General features: G+C 32.7%; 18 protein-coding genes. 5 read left to right on the top strand and 13 right to left on the bottom strand.

Annotation, left to right across the window (positions count from 1 at the left end):
• Positions 1 to 164: 164 nt before the first annotated feature.
• The 7 genes from IEV15_RS10700 to IEV15_RS10670 all read right to left on the bottom strand — a co-directional run bounded on the left by IEV15_RS10700 (position 165) and on the right by IEV15_RS10670 (position 6,044).
• Complete coding sequence (locus IEV15_RS10700; RefSeq protein WP_188362524.1) at positions 165 to 992, bottom strand: hypothetical protein; 828 nt, start codon at positions 990 to 992, stop codon at positions 165 to 167.
• A gap of 160 nt (positions 993 to 1,152) precedes the next feature.
• Positions 1,153 to 2,148 carry a hypothetical protein gene (locus IEV15_RS10695; protein ID WP_188362523.1) on the bottom strand — a complete coding sequence of 332 codons (996 nt, stop codon included), beginning with the start codon at positions 2,146 to 2,148 and terminating at the stop codon, positions 1,153 to 1,155.
• Between the two features lie 104 nt (positions 2,149 to 2,252).
• Positions 2,253 to 2,546 (bottom strand): hypothetical protein, encoded by a 294-nt coding sequence (locus tag IEV15_RS10690; protein ID WP_188362522.1) that lies wholly within the window; start codon positions 2,544 to 2,546, stop codon positions 2,253 to 2,255.
• Between the two features lies 1 nt (position 2,547).
• Positions 2,548 to 2,898, bottom strand: coding sequence for a hypothetical protein (locus IEV15_RS10685; protein WP_188362521.1), 351 nt, complete (start codon positions 2,896 to 2,898; stop codon positions 2,548 to 2,550).
• A gap of 312 nt (positions 2,899 to 3,210) precedes the next feature.
• Positions 3,211 to 4,146 carry an archaemetzincin gene (locus IEV15_RS10680; RefSeq protein ID WP_188362520.1) on the bottom strand — a complete coding sequence of 312 codons (936 nt, stop codon included), beginning with the start codon at positions 4,144 to 4,146 and terminating at the stop codon, positions 3,211 to 3,213.
• A 459-nt stretch (positions 4,147 to 4,605) separates the two neighbouring features.
• Complete coding sequence (locus IEV15_RS10675; RefSeq protein ID WP_188362519.1) at positions 4,606 to 5,247, bottom strand: DUF6266 family protein; 642 nt, start codon at positions 5,245 to 5,247, stop codon at positions 4,606 to 4,608.
• Positions 5,248 to 5,753: 506 nt separating this feature from the next.
• Positions 5,754 to 6,044, bottom strand: a complete 291-nt coding sequence (locus IEV15_RS10670; protein WP_188362518.1) for a helix-turn-helix domain-containing protein — start codon at positions 6,042 to 6,044, stop codon at positions 5,754 to 5,756.
• 677 nt (positions 6,045 to 6,721) lie between these two features.
• On the opposite strand from IEV15_RS10670, the gene IEV15_RS10665 reads away from it, so the two are divergent.
• The 4 genes from IEV15_RS10665 to IEV15_RS10650 are packed head-to-tail and all read left to right on the top strand — an operon-like array spanning position 6,722 to position 10,150.
• Entirely contained in the window at positions 6,722 to 7,012 is a 291-nt protein-coding gene (locus tag IEV15_RS10665) for a helix-turn-helix domain-containing protein (RefSeq protein ID WP_188362517.1), read from the top strand.
• A gap of 3 nt (positions 7,013 to 7,015) precedes the next feature.
• Complete coding sequence (locus IEV15_RS10660) at positions 7,016 to 8,074, top strand: DNA methyltransferase (protein ID WP_188362516.1); 1,059 nt, start codon at positions 7,016 to 7,018, stop codon at positions 8,072 to 8,074.
• 37 nt (positions 8,075 to 8,111) lie between these two features.
• A complete protein-coding gene (locus IEV15_RS10655; protein WP_229734143.1) occupies positions 8,112 to 8,879 on the top strand; it encodes a DNA-methyltransferase in 768 nt (255 codons plus the stop codon).
• Positions 8,880 to 8,893: 14 nt separating this feature from the next.
• Complete coding sequence (locus tag IEV15_RS10650; RefSeq protein ID WP_188362514.1) at positions 8,894 to 10,150, top strand: hypothetical protein; 1,257 nt, start codon at positions 8,894 to 8,896, stop codon at positions 10,148 to 10,150.
• A 530-nt stretch (positions 10,151 to 10,680) separates the two neighbouring features.
• Here IEV15_RS10650 and IEV15_RS10645 read toward each other — a convergent pair.
• Positions 10,681 to 11,634 (bottom strand): hypothetical protein, encoded by a 954-nt coding sequence (locus tag IEV15_RS10645; protein ID WP_229734142.1) that lies wholly within the window; start codon positions 11,632 to 11,634, stop codon positions 10,681 to 10,683.
• 45 nt (positions 11,635 to 11,679) lie between these two features.
• Between IEV15_RS10645 and IEV15_RS10640 the strand changes: the two genes are divergently transcribed.
• Positions 11,680 to 11,991 (top strand): hypothetical protein, encoded by a 312-nt coding sequence (locus IEV15_RS10640; protein WP_188362512.1) that lies wholly within the window; start codon positions 11,680 to 11,682, stop codon positions 11,989 to 11,991.
• Here the strand turns inward: IEV15_RS10640 and IEV15_RS10635 are convergent.
• The 5 genes from IEV15_RS10635 to IEV15_RS10615 all read right to left on the bottom strand — a co-directional run bounded on the left by IEV15_RS10635 (position 11,988) and on the right by IEV15_RS10615 (position 15,781).
• Positions 11,988 to 12,779 carry a DUF2971 domain-containing protein gene (locus tag IEV15_RS10635; protein WP_188362511.1) on the bottom strand — a complete coding sequence of 264 codons (792 nt, stop codon included), beginning with the start codon at positions 12,777 to 12,779 and terminating at the stop codon, positions 11,988 to 11,990. The genes IEV15_RS10640 and IEV15_RS10635 overlap by 4 nt on opposite strands.
• A gap of 206 nt (positions 12,780 to 12,985) precedes the next feature.
• A complete protein-coding gene (locus IEV15_RS10630; protein ID WP_188362510.1) occupies positions 12,986 to 13,432 on the bottom strand; it encodes a type II CBASS E2 protein in 447 nt (148 codons plus the stop codon).
• Positions 13,398 to 14,573, bottom strand: a complete 1,176-nt coding sequence (locus IEV15_RS10625; protein WP_188362509.1) for a nucleotidyltransferase domain-containing protein — start codon at positions 14,571 to 14,573, stop codon at positions 13,398 to 13,400. Before IEV15_RS10625 ends, IEV15_RS10630 begins: the two co-directional genes overlap by 35 nt.
• Positions 14,574 to 14,575: 2 nt before the next feature.
• Positions 14,576 to 15,331, bottom strand: coding sequence for an SMODS-associated NUDIX domain-containing protein (locus tag IEV15_RS10620; RefSeq protein ID WP_188362508.1), 756 nt, complete (start codon positions 15,329 to 15,331; stop codon positions 14,576 to 14,578).
• A 276-nt stretch (positions 15,332 to 15,607) separates the two neighbouring features.
• A complete protein-coding gene (locus IEV15_RS10615; protein ID WP_188362507.1) occupies positions 15,608 to 15,781 on the bottom strand; it encodes a hypothetical protein in 174 nt (57 codons plus the stop codon).
• Positions 15,782 to 15,885: the final 104 nt, after the last annotated feature.

Raw genomic sequence — 15,885 nt, 5'->3', positions numbered from 1 at the left:
TAGTTTCGAGGTATAATTGCATACAAAGTTCCTCGGTTATAGCTCGCTGCGTTGGGTTAAACAATAAAGTTAATAAATAAACACCAACCATTCACGGATGCGTAGTTTTTCCAAAGGAAAAATTACGTAGCAGTGAACTATAGCCGATGTTGTGAAACGTATCTTTATTCGTAGTATTCTATTTGTCTTTCCCAAACCATACCCAATTCCCCATTTGAACTTCTCTTTTTTGTAATCCAATTTCCATTCTCATCGTAAACATATTCGAAAGATGTTTGATGAGTTTGGTCGTCTTGTTCGTTAAACCAATTTTGTATCAACAAGTTATTCATTTCGTCATATTCAGATACAAACTTCGTAAAACTACCATCAGGCTTGAACATAAATTGTGTGTTTTCATTTCCATCCTTATCATAAGAATAAGTTCTTCTGTCTTTTAAACTTCCGTCTGGTTTATATTTAAATTGTTCAATTATTTTGTTGTCAAGATCATACTTGTAAACATTCCTCCAACCATTTTCACTTTCTGGTGACTTTGTTAGCATCTCAATATTGTTTCCGTTTTCGTCATATTTATTAGATTGGATATTTGTTAGATTGTTTTCCGAATCGTATGTATTGACTTCAATCATATTGTTATTAGAATCATAAACATAAGTCCAATAACTTTTTGTTTCGTCCGATGAGTTTTTTTTCAAAGCTTTTTGAGCTTCTCCTTCTTCATTTCTTTCATAAATTGTTTTCTCGTAAAGCGAACCATCTGTTTCGTATTGACCGAATTCTATTGGCTTTTCATTTTTATCGTAAACTGTGTATGAATTAAGGTCGGATTTAAAAAGATTTTCTCGACTTTTTAGTTCTCCATTTTCTGGTTTATAAATGACTTCTTTAACCATTTTCATTTTTGGTTTTAGACCGTCAGAAGTCGATTGAGCAATAAGATTTGTTCCTAAATTAAAAATTAGAAATCCAATTATTAGTAAGTATTTCATAGGTTTTTTCATATGTTGCACAACGTGTTCGTGTATGATTAGTGGCGTGTTTAAGCACCTAATTTAGCAAATAAAAACCCAATAGAAAATCCGCGAGGATTTTCGTAAGTAGGCGAGAACTAGCCATTAATTATACACGGTGTTCTACACCGTTTTTATTTCAGCGTAAGAATTTAAAATTTAGTTTATTTCCATCAATTAGTAAAACTCCATCCTTTTCGCTTTCTGCAACCTCAAAAGTAAGTACTTGTTTTCCGTTTTCTAATTGTTGATTGAATTGAGGATAAAATTTAAAATCAAAAGTATAGATTGGTTTCATTTTTCCATTTTCAATTTCGGCAATGTAAGTTCCGTCATCATCATTGTAAATATGCACTAATTTCCTTTTAGAAACAAAAGAAGTCGGAATGTAAAAACCCATTGTATCTAGCACTTTTTCAATTCCTTTTTGGTTTTCACTTCCAAAACGTTGTTTAAAATCCCATTTCGATTTTTCAAGCTTTCTTGGATCAGAAATTTTATTGACACTTGCAAATCCAATCATATGTCCCATATAATTCGTAACAAAATATTCACTTCCGATTTTGTTTACAACGATTGGGCAAGTGGAAGAACCTTCAAATAATTCGTTTGTCTTTTTGTCTTGAAAAAAAACAGTTCCTCCCCATTCTCCTCGACAAGTTGCATAGACATTAAATTGTTCATCTTCGTACGTTTTAAACGCTCTTGTTTCGGTTGGTTGAAAATCCGCAACATATTTACCCAAAACAAAATTTTCTTCATCAAATTGTGCTCTTTGTAGAAATAGACTATCATTTTCTATTCTGATATTATAGTAAATCATATTCTGTATTCCTCCAGTAACAAATACATCCTCAACAAAAGTTCCGTTTTTGTCAAGTACAACCATTTTCTTAAAAGACTTTGATGTGTTTTCTCGATTTGTTTCAAACATACAGTAATACTTATCATTAAAATAAGTTACTTTTCTTAAGTCTCCGTTTATTGAAAAGTCAAAAGTGTCTTTAATTATTTTAAATTCTGAACTTTCATTTGAACTTTGTGTTCCATTAATTGCTACTACTTTTTCATTTCGGTTTTTTCCGCAAGATGAAATTAGGATAGAAATTAATAAAGTCAGAAGTATGTTTTTCATTTAGTTACAATGTTTGTTTTAAAATGCGTAGAACGTTCTGTGGCTTTCTCTCAGTGGCGTTGAGCCTACACCAAGCCTATTACAAATATAACAAAACATGCCATTCAGCAGCAGATTTTTCCGAAGAAAATCCGGAAGAAGCGAGTTCTATATGGTTTTCCACATTTTTCGCAATCTGGACCGATTTGTTCAATCGAGTGGTGCATTATTGCGTTTGGTTCAGTTTCTCCAAATTCAGTCAAATTATTATAGTAATCCAACAATTCTATAAATCTATCTTGTCTATCGGCTTTCGCTCTCTTAAATCCTTTTGAATATAATTCAGAAGCGATTGCGAATTCTTCTTTGTCCAACATTGGAACCTCCATTTTACATCTCCAACAATATTTGGTTTCCATATCAGTCAGATTTTAGTTCACTCTTTTTAATTTCTAATCTTTCAGGATATTCTCCATTAAAATATGAAACAAATCTCTTTGTTAATGTTGCCTTATTACCTGCTTTTGGAATTGAATCCGAATATTGAAAGTATAGCGTGTCATTTTTCAATTCCACAATTCCGGAATAAATATCACCTCTTCTTTCTAAACCTCGAGACTCAAATTCAAAAGTTTTGTCTTTATAAACTCTTAAATAAACCCAACCCAGTGGTGCTTCTCTGGCAGCTAAAAGTACTGTTTCTTTCTGCTCTTTTTGACTACAGGAAGTAAGGATTAGAATAGAAATTAATATGTTGGCAAAGTTTTTCATTCAAATGCATTACAACTACTAGATATCATCAAATATATACAACTTTTTTAAAACCTCTGTAAATAACATAACCATTTTACTATACTAAAAATTGGAATTGTTTATTTGCTGTGAAGTCAATTCTGATGGCTATTGGAAAACGCAGAGCAACGTGCACACTTCGGAGAGAGGGTACGAATCCTTAACAGAATGCTACATTCAACTCAACCCATCTCTTTGCGAACCGCCGAGTACGTGACCTCCCGATAGCTATCGGGACTCGGTGGTGTGAGAGGCTCTCCCTGTCAGTTTCTGACAGGGCAGTCTACTCGATTAGTGGCTGGCTTTCTTTGTCCTTAGTGAACATTCTTCATAATATTTCGCTTCTGTTTTGTCGTTTTCTTTTGTCCAAAATTTTGCCAAGTCGTCAAAGCGTTTTGAATAGTCAAAACCGATTGCATACTTTAATTTTTCTAGTGCTCTTGGCGATAAGTCAAATTGTCCTTTGTATAATTCGTCTATGCTATTGTGGAAATTCAAAAGGCATTTAAAGTCTTTCACATTTGGAATTGAGAACATATTTACAATTTGTTTAGAAACTACTTTTCGTATGTTGTTTTTAGTCTCTTTTCCATAGTCAATAAGTCTAAATGTAGAAACTAAACCTACACCATCTTTAAGTTCTGAAATACCGAAAAGAAAATTGTATTTTGGATTGTAAATGTCGTGTTCTGTAATTCCTAAAACAGCAATTGCGTCCTTTGGCTTGTTGTTTTTTAAAACTGCGTCAATAAATGAAGTCGCTTGAATTTGTTCTGTCAATGTCGGTGTTCCACCTTTCATTTTTGAGTAATAGTCAAAGTCAGAACTTGAAACCATTCGTGTTTGAATCGAAGTCATTTTTTTAATACTGTCGTAAGGTATTCTGTCTAAAACTCTAACTTCTAACTGAAGAAACACTTTTAAATATTCAACTTCTTCTTGGATTAACTTTTCAACTTCAGGTTTCATATTTCCAAAAGGAAGAAGGTAAACTACTTTCCGAGTAGAGTCAACCATATTAGGACTTGAGTTAATAAATTCAGTTAAACTCTTATCATAGTCTTTCAATGTTAACCTTTCGTGAAGGTCGTCAATTGATTTTAAAGAATATTCAGTTGTGTCAACTGTTAGTTTATCATTATTGTTCGGATTTGTCGTTTTCGATTTATCCGAATTACAGCTCCAAATTAGAACTGTCGTTAATGCTATTAAAAATGTCTGTTTCATATTTCTGTGTCGTTTTGTTAAGCTTGCCACTAATTACTAGATATCATCAAATATATACAACTTTTTTAAAACCTATACATATAACATCACCATTTTACTATACTAAAAATTGGAATTGTTTATTTGCTGCGAAGTCGGTTTCGATGGCTATGGGAATTCGAAGAGCAGCGTGCACACTTCGTATATTGAGCAAACTGGGAGGTGACTTGGATTATGGGATTACTGCCTACTACGTAGGAGGTCCCTATTTCGTCTTCGACATCCCGCGGGATGACAAACTAGCGAAGTAACTGCCTACTGCGTAGGAGTACCCTTCCGCCTCGGCGGATGTGCTTGTGTCAGGATAGTAGTCCGCCGGATAATAGACCGGTTCAAATAACAAAAATAAAAACCCCCACCATAGCAGGCAGGGGAGTTTACGTAGCTCGGGGCTAGTTGAAGCGGCTGTTTTGCGGCTGCTTAGGTCAGGGTGATGGCACCCAGGTACTGACTTGTGGCGTACTTCGAATCGTCGTCGGCAACGACGGCCATCCACACGTGTACTTCCAAACCACTCCAGTAGGCGGGTAGTGGAAGGGTTACGGCTTCGGTGTCGCGGGTGGCGATGCCCTCGGCATACCACGTTAGATTGGACGTTTTCTCATAGGCTACGGCTAAAACCAAATCGCTGTCGAGGGCGTTGCCTTGGCCACTGTTGTTCTGCCAAGTCACGTCGACGTCGTGGTTGGTGCCTGCCACGCCGGAAAGCGTGCTTAGGCCCAATAAATCACCACGGGTAACCAGAATCTTGTTGAATTCCCAGTAGGCCTCCGTACCGTCATCCAGTACCGCCTCCTTGATCAGGTAGGACATGGCTTGGTTCTTTGGGGTCTTTAGCGTACCCTTGGTGCCGAAATACTTTGCGTAAATCGTTGCAAGCGGCAACATGAAATTGGCTACCAGGGTAAATCGATCCCGTTGCATACGCTGCAATATCGTTGCAGCTCTGTTTGATCTGCGAGGCAAACTACGCATCACGTCTTTTCCTCGCCAAGTAGCACCGACCACGGTGCCTACTTTTCCATAGAAGGCACCTAATATGCCTTTGTTGTAAGTTCCCATTTTGAGTAAATTTAGGGGTTGAACATTTTACTTTTGTTGCTTCGCTGTACACACTCATGCAACGGGTCAAAAGTAACCAGCAAAAGCATAGGTTTTACAAAAGCGACCTGTCGTGACGGGCTTTGACGGCTTTTGACTGCGTTTGACAGGTTTTGACTGACTTTGACGAGATTTGACTGAGTTTGACGGGTTTTGACGGGTTTTGACCGGATTTGACCGGATTTGACGACTTTTTTGCCAAAAAGGGTGGTTTTGTTCGGGATTTGTTCGGGGTTTGTTCGAGAAAAGTTGCCAAAAATGGGGTTTTTGCGAACAAACCCCGAATAAACCCAGAGGTAAGGGGCTATACAACGGAAAAAATGGGGGTATTGCCCCACTAAATGGGGTGAATGGGTGGGGTTGTGGAAAAGGAGGTGATGCTGCACAATAAGGGTTGTGGGGTAGTCTTTCCCGTAAGGAAGGACTTTTCCCGGTGCGATAGTAGGGAAGGTGGTCGGTTTGGTGGATTAAGCTCTTGTAATCAGGTGTTTGTTTTGCACTTGGTGGAGCATACTTTTTTCAAAGTAGTCACGGGGGTAGTAGTATTTACCGCCTATTTTCAGGAAGGGAATTTTTTCGGCTTTTCTTAAGCGAGACAAGGTGCTGTCACTAATGTTCAAAGCCATTTTGGCATCCGCGTTATCGTACCATAGGGTTAGATTTTTCTTGAGGACTGTTTTTTTGCTCGTCACCGCTTTCGAAAGAAGTTTCGATTGCTTTGAGGACACGGCATCGTTTTTCTTTTTTTTTGATTTCATCGCCAAACCATTTTACATTTTTAAAGACTCCTTTCCGATACGGGCTACTTCCTTTTTGGTACCCAGGCACCGGGTGTAACGCCATAATCAAAACTAGGATAAAAAACCAATAAAAACTAAAACTTGTGTGTTTGATTCCGGAATCAAACACCTTGATTTCGGAATATCAGTTGTTTTTGTGGTGGTGGTGGGGTAGTGGTAAGGTGTTGTAAATAAATGGATTACTTGTTTTTGAATGGCTTTTTTTTGCGATGAATGGGGGAAAATAAAAAAAAAGGGGGGAAGGTGGTTACTCCCGAATTTTACAGGTAAAATTCCCGATTTTTAAAGGGTTTTTCTTATGATTTTTTTTTGGTTTTGGTGGGGTGGGTGGAATTTTGGATTATTTGATAATAATGATTTTACACTTTTTACTTTTTGGATTATTTGTTAGTAAAAGGATAAGAAAACTCTTGTATTGTTTTGGGAAGTGTTAAAAAAGTTTTTTATATTTGGGGATATTTGGTAGTTACTTGCAAGCTGAAACCAGCCGCATATTTAAGCTCTTTCGATTCTTACCAACTCTGAATACCATCGCTCAAAAAACCAAAAGAGCTAAAATTTCCCACCGCACGAATTGAATTTCAAATAATATTTATTACATTTGACCATTAATAGTCAAGTCTAAATTTGGTAAAATGACACTTGGACAGAAAATCAAGGAATTAAGAGAATCAAATGGAATGTTTCAAAGGCAACTTGCTTCAATACTTGAAATTGGAGATGGTTTTTTAAGTAAAGTTGAAAGTGACCAGAAACCTTTAAAACGAGAACACTTAAAGACAATTAGTGAAACTTTCAATTGCTCATTTTCTGAATTAGAAGCTTTATGGATTGGCTCAAAGGTTTATGATATTGTTAAAGACGAAAAGGAAGGACTGAACGCCTTAAAAGTTGCAGAAAAACAAATGAAATACGAGAAGAAATAATAAATGAAATATCAACTATATAAAAAAGATAGAAAAGAAGTTGTTCCAGTTAAAGATGCTGAACTTAATAAATTTGCGAAATCCAAACTCAACGAGTTTTTTGAAAAAAGAATAGAATTGAGAATCCCAAATAGATTTATTGAGGCGTGGGATGAAGTTGCATTATTTCATTCTAAAGGAGATGTTGAAAAAGCTAACGCAATTCTTTTTCCTAATGAGAAATCAGCTTTTGCTTTGAATAATAGCTTAAATGATTTAACAGCTAAAGAATGGTTACCAGAAACTATATCAGTATTCAGTCAAAAAGGTTTAGGTGCTGGCAATAAGGATGCACAAATTGAAAAACAGCATCCTGCACCTTTTTCTTTTCAAGATGTTGGAAAACTTATTCAATTTTTTTCTAAAGAAAATGACAAAGTTCTTGACCCATTTTCTGGAGTTGCTTCAACTGTAAAGGCCTGTGCTTTCAATAACAGATTTGGTTACGGTATTGAATTAAATCCTAAATATCACGATTTAGGATTACAACGAATTGACTTGGAAGTTCCTGACGATTACCCTTTAAAAAACAAACAAACTTTAATAAATGGAAATAGTCAGAGAGAAATTAAAAAGTTTAAAAAAAACGAAATAGATTTTATCGCCACCAGCCCACCATATTGGAACATTTTGGAAACTGTTGACCATAAAGGAAAAGAAAGAATTGATAATGATTTAGACCATAAGTATAGTGAGAATAATGAGGACTTGGCAAATATTGAAGATTATCACAAATTTCTATCAACACTTGCAAAGTTTTTCAACGACTGTTCAAGACCATTAAAGTCTGGAAAGTATATGTGCGTAATTGTAAGTGATTTTAGGAAAAAAGATAAATACTACACTTTTCACGCGGATTTAGCGAATGAGTTGGAAAAAAAAGGAAATTTTGTTCTAAAAGGAATTAAAATATTATATCAAAGACACAAAAGTATTTATCCTTACGGTTACCCCTTTTCATTCGTTCCAAATATGCACCATCAAAACGTTTTAATATTTCAAAATATCAAGAAAGATGATTGAGACAAATAAAATACATTACGGAGACTGCATTAAGCAAATGAAGAAATTAGCAAATGATTCTGTTGATTTGATAATAGCTGACCCACCTTACAATCTCAACAAGGATTTTGGAAATTCATCAGATAATTGGAACGATGTAAACGGATGGATAAAATGGTCGAAACAATGGCTTGATGTTGCAATCACAAAATTAAAACCTACCGGTTCAATTTTCATTTATGGCATCCACCATTATTTATGTCATCTACATGTATATCTATATGAAAAAGATTTAAAATATAGAAGGCAAATAATTTGGCATTATGAAAATAGTTTTTCAGGTTATAAAAATTCACCTTCGGCAAATTACGAACCTATACTTTGGTTTTCAAAAACTGATGATTACACTTATCATCAAATAAGAGAGCCATATAAAAGCAAAGAAAGATTAAAAAATAAAATAACCAAAAACGGTAAAGTTTGGATACCAAATCCTAATGGTAAACACTCAGGTGATGTGTGGAATATTCCTGTTTTAGCAGGTAAAAGATTTGCCAATGAAAAAGTTGACCATCCAACTCAAAAACCATTAGCAATTTGTGATAGAATAATCAAACATTTTTCGAACGAAAATGATTTAGTTCTAATTCCATTTGGTGGTTCTGGTAGTGAATGCGTTAGTGCAGTAAAAAATAATAGAAATTTTATCGCATTCGAAAAAAACAGAGATTACATTAAAATCGCAAATAGTCGCTTGGAAGATTTAAATGATAATAATAAAATTGAGATAGAAATTAATACAAATGGTATATTAGCAGAAATTTAATTTCTGTTAATTCAATGAAAAACATTCCACATCAATTTGTGCAATTAGATAAGTTCTACCGAGCTTTAGTAACTGTTAAAGAACTAATTGAAGAAGAAGTCCCATTAAGAGATGAAAATTTAGGAGAAAGACTTTTAGTAAATCAAGTTATATTTCCTCGAACTCAAGGTCAATCAATTGAAGATTATTTAATTGAACAAAGTGCTAACACACCCTCAAATCGAAGTTATTACACAGCTGCAAGAGAAACTAGAAGGTTTTTGCAATTACTTGGTTTATTAACTGTTGCGGCTGATAAATCGGCATACTTAAGCCCTACAGCAATTAGACTACTTTCAACTAACGACGAAGCCTTACGCTTACCACTTTGGAGAAATGCCATTCTACAAATGGGTATTGAAGGAGCAGATGGAGAAATTAGTTACCCTTACCCTATTTTATTAAGTTTGGTAAGAGATAATCCTGGCATAGAAACTCGAAAATTGATGTTGGCTTTAGACGCAGAAAATAATTCTGTAGAGGAATATCAAAGAATCCTGGATTTATCTAATGAAGAGTTTAATAATATATTACAAGTTTTAAACTTAACAGAACACACGGCAAAAAATGCCGTCAAAATATTACCATCATTGGCAGAACAATTAGGCGATATTGAAAGGCGTGGTAACAACTCTTTTCCGATTGGACAGCTTATTGTAACAGAAGATGAAATATCGACAGAAATTCCACAAGGATCTACAAATCAAGATGGTATTCCATATTCACAATATAGACTAGTAACAGCGGAAACAATTGCAATAGACCCAATTTTTAATACTATTTCATCAGTAACAATTGACCTAACTCAATCTATTTTGATTAGGCAACAAAGATTATCACATCATCAAGAAATAGTTAGACAACTTGGACTATTCTGTGAGGAAAGAGCATTTGAACTTTATGAAGGTAAGTTTGATTGTTTGTCGACTATGGAAGAAACAGCTTTAGTTTTTGAAATTAAAACTATTTTAAACTCAATGTCTGACCAAGAAAAACAGACTATTAAAGGAATTGGACAGCTTAAATATTATAAGTTTTCAATCGTAAGCAGTCAAATGGAATACGAGGATATAAAAGAATTTTTAGTTTATTCTCAAAAACCGCAATTAAGTTTAATTGAATTTTGTACAGCTGAAAATATTAAAGTTGTTTGGTTAGAAGAAGGAATATTTAAAATTTACGATTCTTTTTCAAATGCGGATATTGATTTTGAACCATTGGATTTTGTATAAATAGTCAACGCTAAGTCATACACATTTGCTATTCGCACCAGCCGACACGCAAGTTAAAAATTGCAAAAGAGTATGTCTTTGCCAACGCTGAAAACCAAGCAGAACGGAAGAAAGCCAGCAGGTAACAATGTATATAAGCAATAGCGGTTTTAGTGCTAAATTGAAACAAAATGAATATTAATAAAGGTAAGTATAGAACCGAAAAGATAGTGGTTTTTAAACCGCTAATGCTAATATTCTAGACCGTTAGTAGACCTTAAAATAACAATATTCGGAAAAGAAGAAACCTCCGATTGCACAAGGGTGCAAGTTGAGAGAAGGTCTGAAAGAGCTTTCTCTCCGTGCAAAGTTCCCGCTTGTTGGAGAAAAAGTCGGAGACTTTTTCTCCAAAGTTTCGCTGGTAGGCTACGTTCCGGAAAAAAAACGGAATCTCTCGTCTATCGAAAACAAAGTTATGGAAAAAACTGTTAGCTTTTTTAACTAAATCAGAAATGGTGTTTACCAGCTGTTGGCAGTAGTAGAAATTATCATTAGTTCAAACTATCTTCAAGCCTTTTTATTATAAGTTTAATTCTTTCAGATTCAATTGTTCGGTTAGTGTTTTTGTGTATTCTTTTTAAGTTTAGTTCAATGAACTTTTTGTTTAAAATATCCATAAAACTTTTCGAATAACATTGAGGAATATTCCCATCTATCAAACTTAACCTTGTATGTTCATATCTAAAATAAGAATCGACTTGTGGTGAAATCAACTCGAATAAGTTTGAGTCTTTCGTGACAAAAATTGGATAAACTTTTTGATTGACTATTTGAGTTAATTGATCTCTATGACAGCTCACTTTTGCATGAAATAAATCCCAAGCTGTTGCCCAAGCAGCTTTCAATATTTTTTCTTTAGCAGATGACCCAATTTTTAACATTGATCGAAACTTTGTATTGCCACCAAATATTTGCAAAGCAAGCATGTATTCATAACCTAAAATGACATCTAGCTCATTTTCCATCCATTCTATAAACTCAAGAATATTTTTTTCTGCACAATCTGTCTTTAATCCTCTTTGTGCAATTTCACATATTTTAAGTAGACCAGCATAAAATATATTAACTCTTTCGTCCATAAGTAAATTTAACAGTTGATTTTTAATTTCAGGGGCTTTAAAATTCAAGCTTTCAAAATTGTAATTATTCTTTTTAAGCTTTGCAATTGGGACCTGAAAAGCAAAGTCGATTTTATTCTTAAAATCAAAAAATTTTCCTGGTAGAATATTTTTTGTTTTTCGATCATAGCATGACTCTACTAATGAATACAATGAAAACTGATTTATGTTATGCTTTTGAGCATATTCTATCAAATTATAAATCCTTGTTTTGTCTACTTTAGAATTTTCTTTTTCTGAAAATATATTTACGATATCTATACAAACACAACTATCGAGTACTAAAAGAATATTTTCACCATTTTTAGAAAATTCAGCTAATTCCAATTTAGAAGGAAGAGTTGCTTTACCGAAATCCGAAATGAAATAAAAATGATCCAAAGTAATATTGTGTTGATTTATGGTCTCGGTTCTCGCTGTATTATTGCCAATAAGCGGGAGCTTTCCGCTGGCATTTTTCCGCTTGCGGAAAGGTGCAAGTTAAGAGAAAGTCTGAAAAAGCTTTCACTCCGTGGAAAGTTCTGTGGCTTGCTTTCGGTGGCAATAAACCAACACCAAGCTATTACAAATATAACAAAACATTCCATTGAGCAGCGGAGAGATAGCGTTTTTAAATCGCCTCAATATTATGCCTCATTTTTTAAAAAGTCAGCTTATTGTTTAAAAGTTAAATATTTTAATTAAGGAAGTTTGTTGTCAATTGCAATCAAATCGAATGTTTCAGGATTAATTTCCATTTTTTTTCGTTCTTTAACATCATATTCATTTTTTGCAAGTAGTTTTTCAATTAAATAAATTCGTTCATTAGTAACCCGTAATCCATAATAAATCCCATATAAATCTTTTTTAATAAATGGAATCAATCCATTTCCATTAATATGTATTCTTCTTACTTCTTCTTCGTATTGCCAAACATGAGATTTAGTAAAAGCCCAATCATACATAGTTTGTTTTGTGTTTTTGATAATGTGATTCTTTACGAGTTTATCAACATAATTAACAGAGGCTTGAAAAAAGTTTTCATTATTATAATCTTTAAAAGTAAAGCCTAAGCAAATTCCATTATGTTTATCACTATAGTGACTCCACATCAAAGTATTTTCGTATGATTTTGAAAAGCAAGAAATACCAAAATTCTTTTGTTCATCTTTAAATGTTTCTTCAAAAAGTTTTGACAGTAGCTCTGGTTGTTTTTGATATAAAAATATCATATGTTGCTTGTTTTCTAACGGCATGTCTAAATCATTAAATAATAAAGCAATATCCTCAGCATCAAGATTACAGTCGATAAATGATGTTGTCATGTCAAACGGATCATTAAATGATAGGGGCGACGAATAATTGAGAGTATTTGATTCCAAAATTTTAATTGCAGTTTCATAAGAAACATATTTATAAATTGGTTTAACAAATGAATCATAAAATATTAAGTTTGGATTTTTCTTTTGCCAAAATTTATGTTGATTACTCATATTTAAATAATTCTTTATCTATTTATTCACTTGTTTAATTTATTCATATACTTAATTAGCGTTTCATTAAATCTATTGAAACTCTCCATTTCTTATAGTCTTTTGACGATATTAAAAAAAAAATTGATTTAGAAGTATTTTTCATCAAAGTGGTTTTCAGTGAAATGTAAATATAAAAAAAAATAGGTTTTTAACCTATTAACAACTTATAAAGAGTGTTTGATTTCATCTCCTAACCAAACTCCGTACTTTTTCCATTGTTCATAAAAAACTATCCATTCACTTATCCAAGGAATCATTTTATATAATGGAATTGTATTTAATAGGGGTTTGTCGAATTTTGGATGATATAAACATAATGATTTGTCCCAATACAAATGGATATCATTATTATATTCAATCGAAGAATCTTGGATGTAAATTCTATCGTATCTATATGAATGATACGGTGAATAAGAGAGTAAAATAATGTAACTTTTACCCGCCATATTCAACGTACCTTTACCAATTATAGATTTGCTTTCAATATTTATATTTAAACTAAGCCAATCAAAATGCTTTTCGACTAAAAACTTTTCATTCTGTAAAAACGAGTACCATTGATTTTTTTGATTGGATTTAATATTTTCCGCCAAAATTGCGATGAGGTTCATTTTTGATTCCTTGATTTTCGTTAATATTTCCTGATGAATTAGTTAAAGCAGAACCACCTACAATTAATCCACTTGATTTTGCTAAACCATCCGTTGTAGAGTTTGAAAATGTTTTAAATTGTTCATTTAATGATTTTTTGTAAATTCCTTCACCAAATAGTTTAATATAATCCTCTTTTCCTGTTTCAAAAGACGTTTTAAGATTTTGCCATTTTGTATAGAAATCTGAAATAAAGTCATAAAAACTAATATAATGTTCATTTGTCCATGAATCAGTAAAGTCCTCTGAAGAATTTACAGGATTGATGACTTTAAATTTGTATCCCTTTTTTACTGCTTCTAAATAGTTTTCCTTGATTCGTCTTGAAACGTTATCTATTGTTTCAAATATTGAATTTTCGCCTTGATAGAGCGAGGCAACTAAAGTTGTAATTACTATGCTTGAAACTCTATTATCTTTATCTTGAAAATAAATATCTCTACAACGTTTTAATAATTGAACACCTCTTTGTAAAGGTGTTTTCAAATACAACTCTTCCGGTAATGGTTCAGTTTCAACTTTAGCTTCAAGGAGAACAGATGAAAATTCACGAAGCATAGGTTTTTCAACTGAATTTGCGATGTTTAAAAACCAATTAGCATGTCCTTTGGGATTTCCATATGACCAATTTCTTAATTCCTTTTCTGGAATTCTTATATTTTCTTTATCAAAACTATTTGGCATACATGCAGGTAATATGTCCATGTGAAAATCACTTTTATAATTTATTCTCACACACCTTTTTTTCTTCTCCATTATAGTTTTGTAATACTCGTCTTTATTCAACGCATTAACCAAAGCATTATATATATTTTCAGGAGAATGATTATAATATATATCATAAATATGAAGTACCGTATCTAAATCAAAATCATCACCATTTATTGGTTTTACTGTTGTGCCTGTTCTTTTTGAACCTTGAGCATAAACTTCAATTTCTAAATCATTAAAAAAATTATCATCATTTTTTAAAACTTCTGCAACTGCATTATATGCGGTTTCCATTCGTTCCAACCTTGTTTTGTCAAGTTGTAATTCTTGAGCAATTCTTGCCAAAAGTTCTTCTCGTTGAAGAACATAGTCTTTAAAAATATCAATCATTATTAAAAAGTTTTATTTATTATTAATTTTGTGTGTTGTCCGATTCGAGCAACTTGTTTACCATTTTCCATATATCGTAATTGTTCAATATTATCACATTCAACAATTGCATAATCATTATTTAGATTTGTGCCTTTTTTTTCTAATTCAATTAAAAACTGCCTTTGTTTATCATTTGGTATCAGTTCAAAAACATCAAAAATTAAAATTTCATAGCAGCTGAAAAAATCACTCCATGCCAAGTTTTTAGAAAATCTTTTTATGTGTTTGTGCTGAATACTTTGAAAAATATTTTTGTCTAAAATATTAGTATCCAACAATTCTTCTTTAAATTCTCTGTATGGATCAGTTTCTCTTTCTTTCATACTTTCGAACCAATTCATTACTTCAATTGCATATTTTCCTCTTACCATAAATCGTAAATCCGAATTGCTTTTTTCATCTACATTTAATCCATTTTTATTATTATCAGGTTTATACTCCCACTTGTTAAAAAGTGAGTCATCTCCGTATCTTTTGTATGCACCTCCTACGGGCTGTAATTGATTTTCAATTCTTCTATTTTTTACAAGTAAATATTTGTTAGAATATGGAATTTGAATTTTAAATAAATAGCTTATTGAAAAACGTATGTCTTTATTTTTATAACTTCCTATTTTTGTTTTAAAATAAGTTGCTAAATGATTTCTGTTTTCCCAAGCTATTGTTAAACCTTTTGTAAATATTGGTTTTAAGAATGTGGTTAATAGTTCTGCCATTAGTTAAATGTTTTATTTAAAATAGGGGCGTTTCACCCCAAATCGTTTTTAATTTGATTTAGATAATGCAGCTATACCAATAAGTATCAACATCGCAAAAGCACCAATAGCTAATAAGTTCGCGTTTGAACCTTTTGCGTGTAAACAACTATTTTTATAGCATAAACTCACACTATCTTTTGAAATTGACAAAGTATTAATCATTTCATTTAAATTTAATTATGCTTTTCACTTAAGGTGGAAAAACTTAACCTAACACATTTATAAAAGTTGTGTTTACTTTTCTTTAGTAATTCCTTTGAAAGGTGTAGGGCTAGATGTTTTTACATCCATAAATCTACCTGTATCAGAATCTCTTTTTGTCCAAAGTCCAGTTTTTGGGTTTTGAACCTGAGTTCTGTCTTTTACAGCACCTATTCTTGAATTGTCTTTTGGTGGATTTTTTGCCATCGCATTACAATTTTTAATTAAACATATTCTTTTCAACTTCTCGACATGAAAGATTTGACGAAATCATTACATTTGTTCAAATTGAAATCGCTGTTTCTTTTTTG

This window comes from Flavobacterium orientale (assembly GCF_014638005.1).
In the GTDB taxonomy this organism is placed as follows: Bacteria; Bacteroidota; Bacteroidia; order Flavobacteriales; family Flavobacteriaceae; genus Flavobacterium; species Flavobacterium orientale.
This window is presented reverse-complemented; position numbering and strand designations above follow the sequence as displayed.

Bases quoted from the DNA above. Each gene is read 5' to 3' on its own strand.
- IEV15_RS10700 (WP_188362524.1), bottom strand. From the start codon at position 992: ATGAAATACTTACTAATAATTGGATTTCTAATTTTTAATTTAGGAACA.
- IEV15_RS10695 (WP_188362523.1), bottom strand. From the start codon at position 2,148: ATGAAAAACATACTTCTGACTTTATTAATTTCTATCCTAATTTCATCT.
- IEV15_RS10690 (WP_188362522.1), bottom strand. From the start codon at position 2,546: ATGGAAACCAAATATTGTTGGAGATGTAAAATGGAGGTTCCAATGTTG.
- IEV15_RS10685 (WP_188362521.1), bottom strand. From the start codon at position 2,898: ATGAAAAACTTTGCCAACATATTAATTTCTATTCTAATCCTTACTTCC.
- IEV15_RS10680 (WP_188362520.1), bottom strand. From the start codon at position 4,146: ATGAAACAGACATTTTTAATAGCATTAACGACAGTTCTAATTTGGAGC.
- IEV15_RS10675 (WP_188362519.1), bottom strand. From the start codon at position 5,247: ATGGGAACTTACAACAAAGGCATATTAGGTGCCTTCTATGGAAAAGTA.
- IEV15_RS10670 (WP_188362518.1), bottom strand. From the start codon at position 6,044: ATGAAATCAAAAAAAAAGAAAAACGATGCCGTGTCCTCAAAGCAATCG.
- IEV15_RS10665 (WP_188362517.1), top strand. From the start codon at position 6,722: ATGACACTTGGACAGAAAATCAAGGAATTAAGAGAATCAAATGGAATG.
- IEV15_RS10660 (WP_188362516.1), top strand. From the start codon at position 7,016: ATGAAATATCAACTATATAAAAAAGATAGAAAAGAAGTTGTTCCAGTT.
- IEV15_RS10655 (WP_229734143.1), top strand. From the start codon at position 8,112: ATGAAGAAATTAGCAAATGATTCTGTTGATTTGATAATAGCTGACCCA.
- IEV15_RS10650 (WP_188362514.1), top strand. From the start codon at position 8,894: ATGAAAAACATTCCACATCAATTTGTGCAATTAGATAAGTTCTACCGA.
- IEV15_RS10640 (WP_188362512.1), top strand. From the start codon at position 11,680: ATGATCCAAAGTAATATTGTGTTGATTTATGGTCTCGGTTCTCGCTGT.
- IEV15_RS10635 (WP_188362511.1), bottom strand. From the start codon at position 12,779: ATGAGTAATCAACATAAATTTTGGCAAAAGAAAAATCCAAACTTAATA.
- IEV15_RS10630 (WP_188362510.1), bottom strand. From the start codon at position 13,432: ATGAACCTCATCGCAATTTTGGCGGAAAATATTAAATCCAATCAAAAA.
- IEV15_RS10625 (WP_188362509.1), bottom strand. From the start codon at position 14,573: ATGATTGATATTTTTAAAGACTATGTTCTTCAACGAGAAGAACTTTTG.
- IEV15_RS10620 (WP_188362508.1), bottom strand. From the start codon at position 15,331: ATGGCAGAACTATTAACCACATTCTTAAAACCAATATTTACAAAAGGT.
- IEV15_RS10615 (WP_188362507.1), bottom strand. From the start codon at position 15,781: ATGGCAAAAAATCCACCAAAAGACAATTCAAGAATAGGTGCTGTAAAA.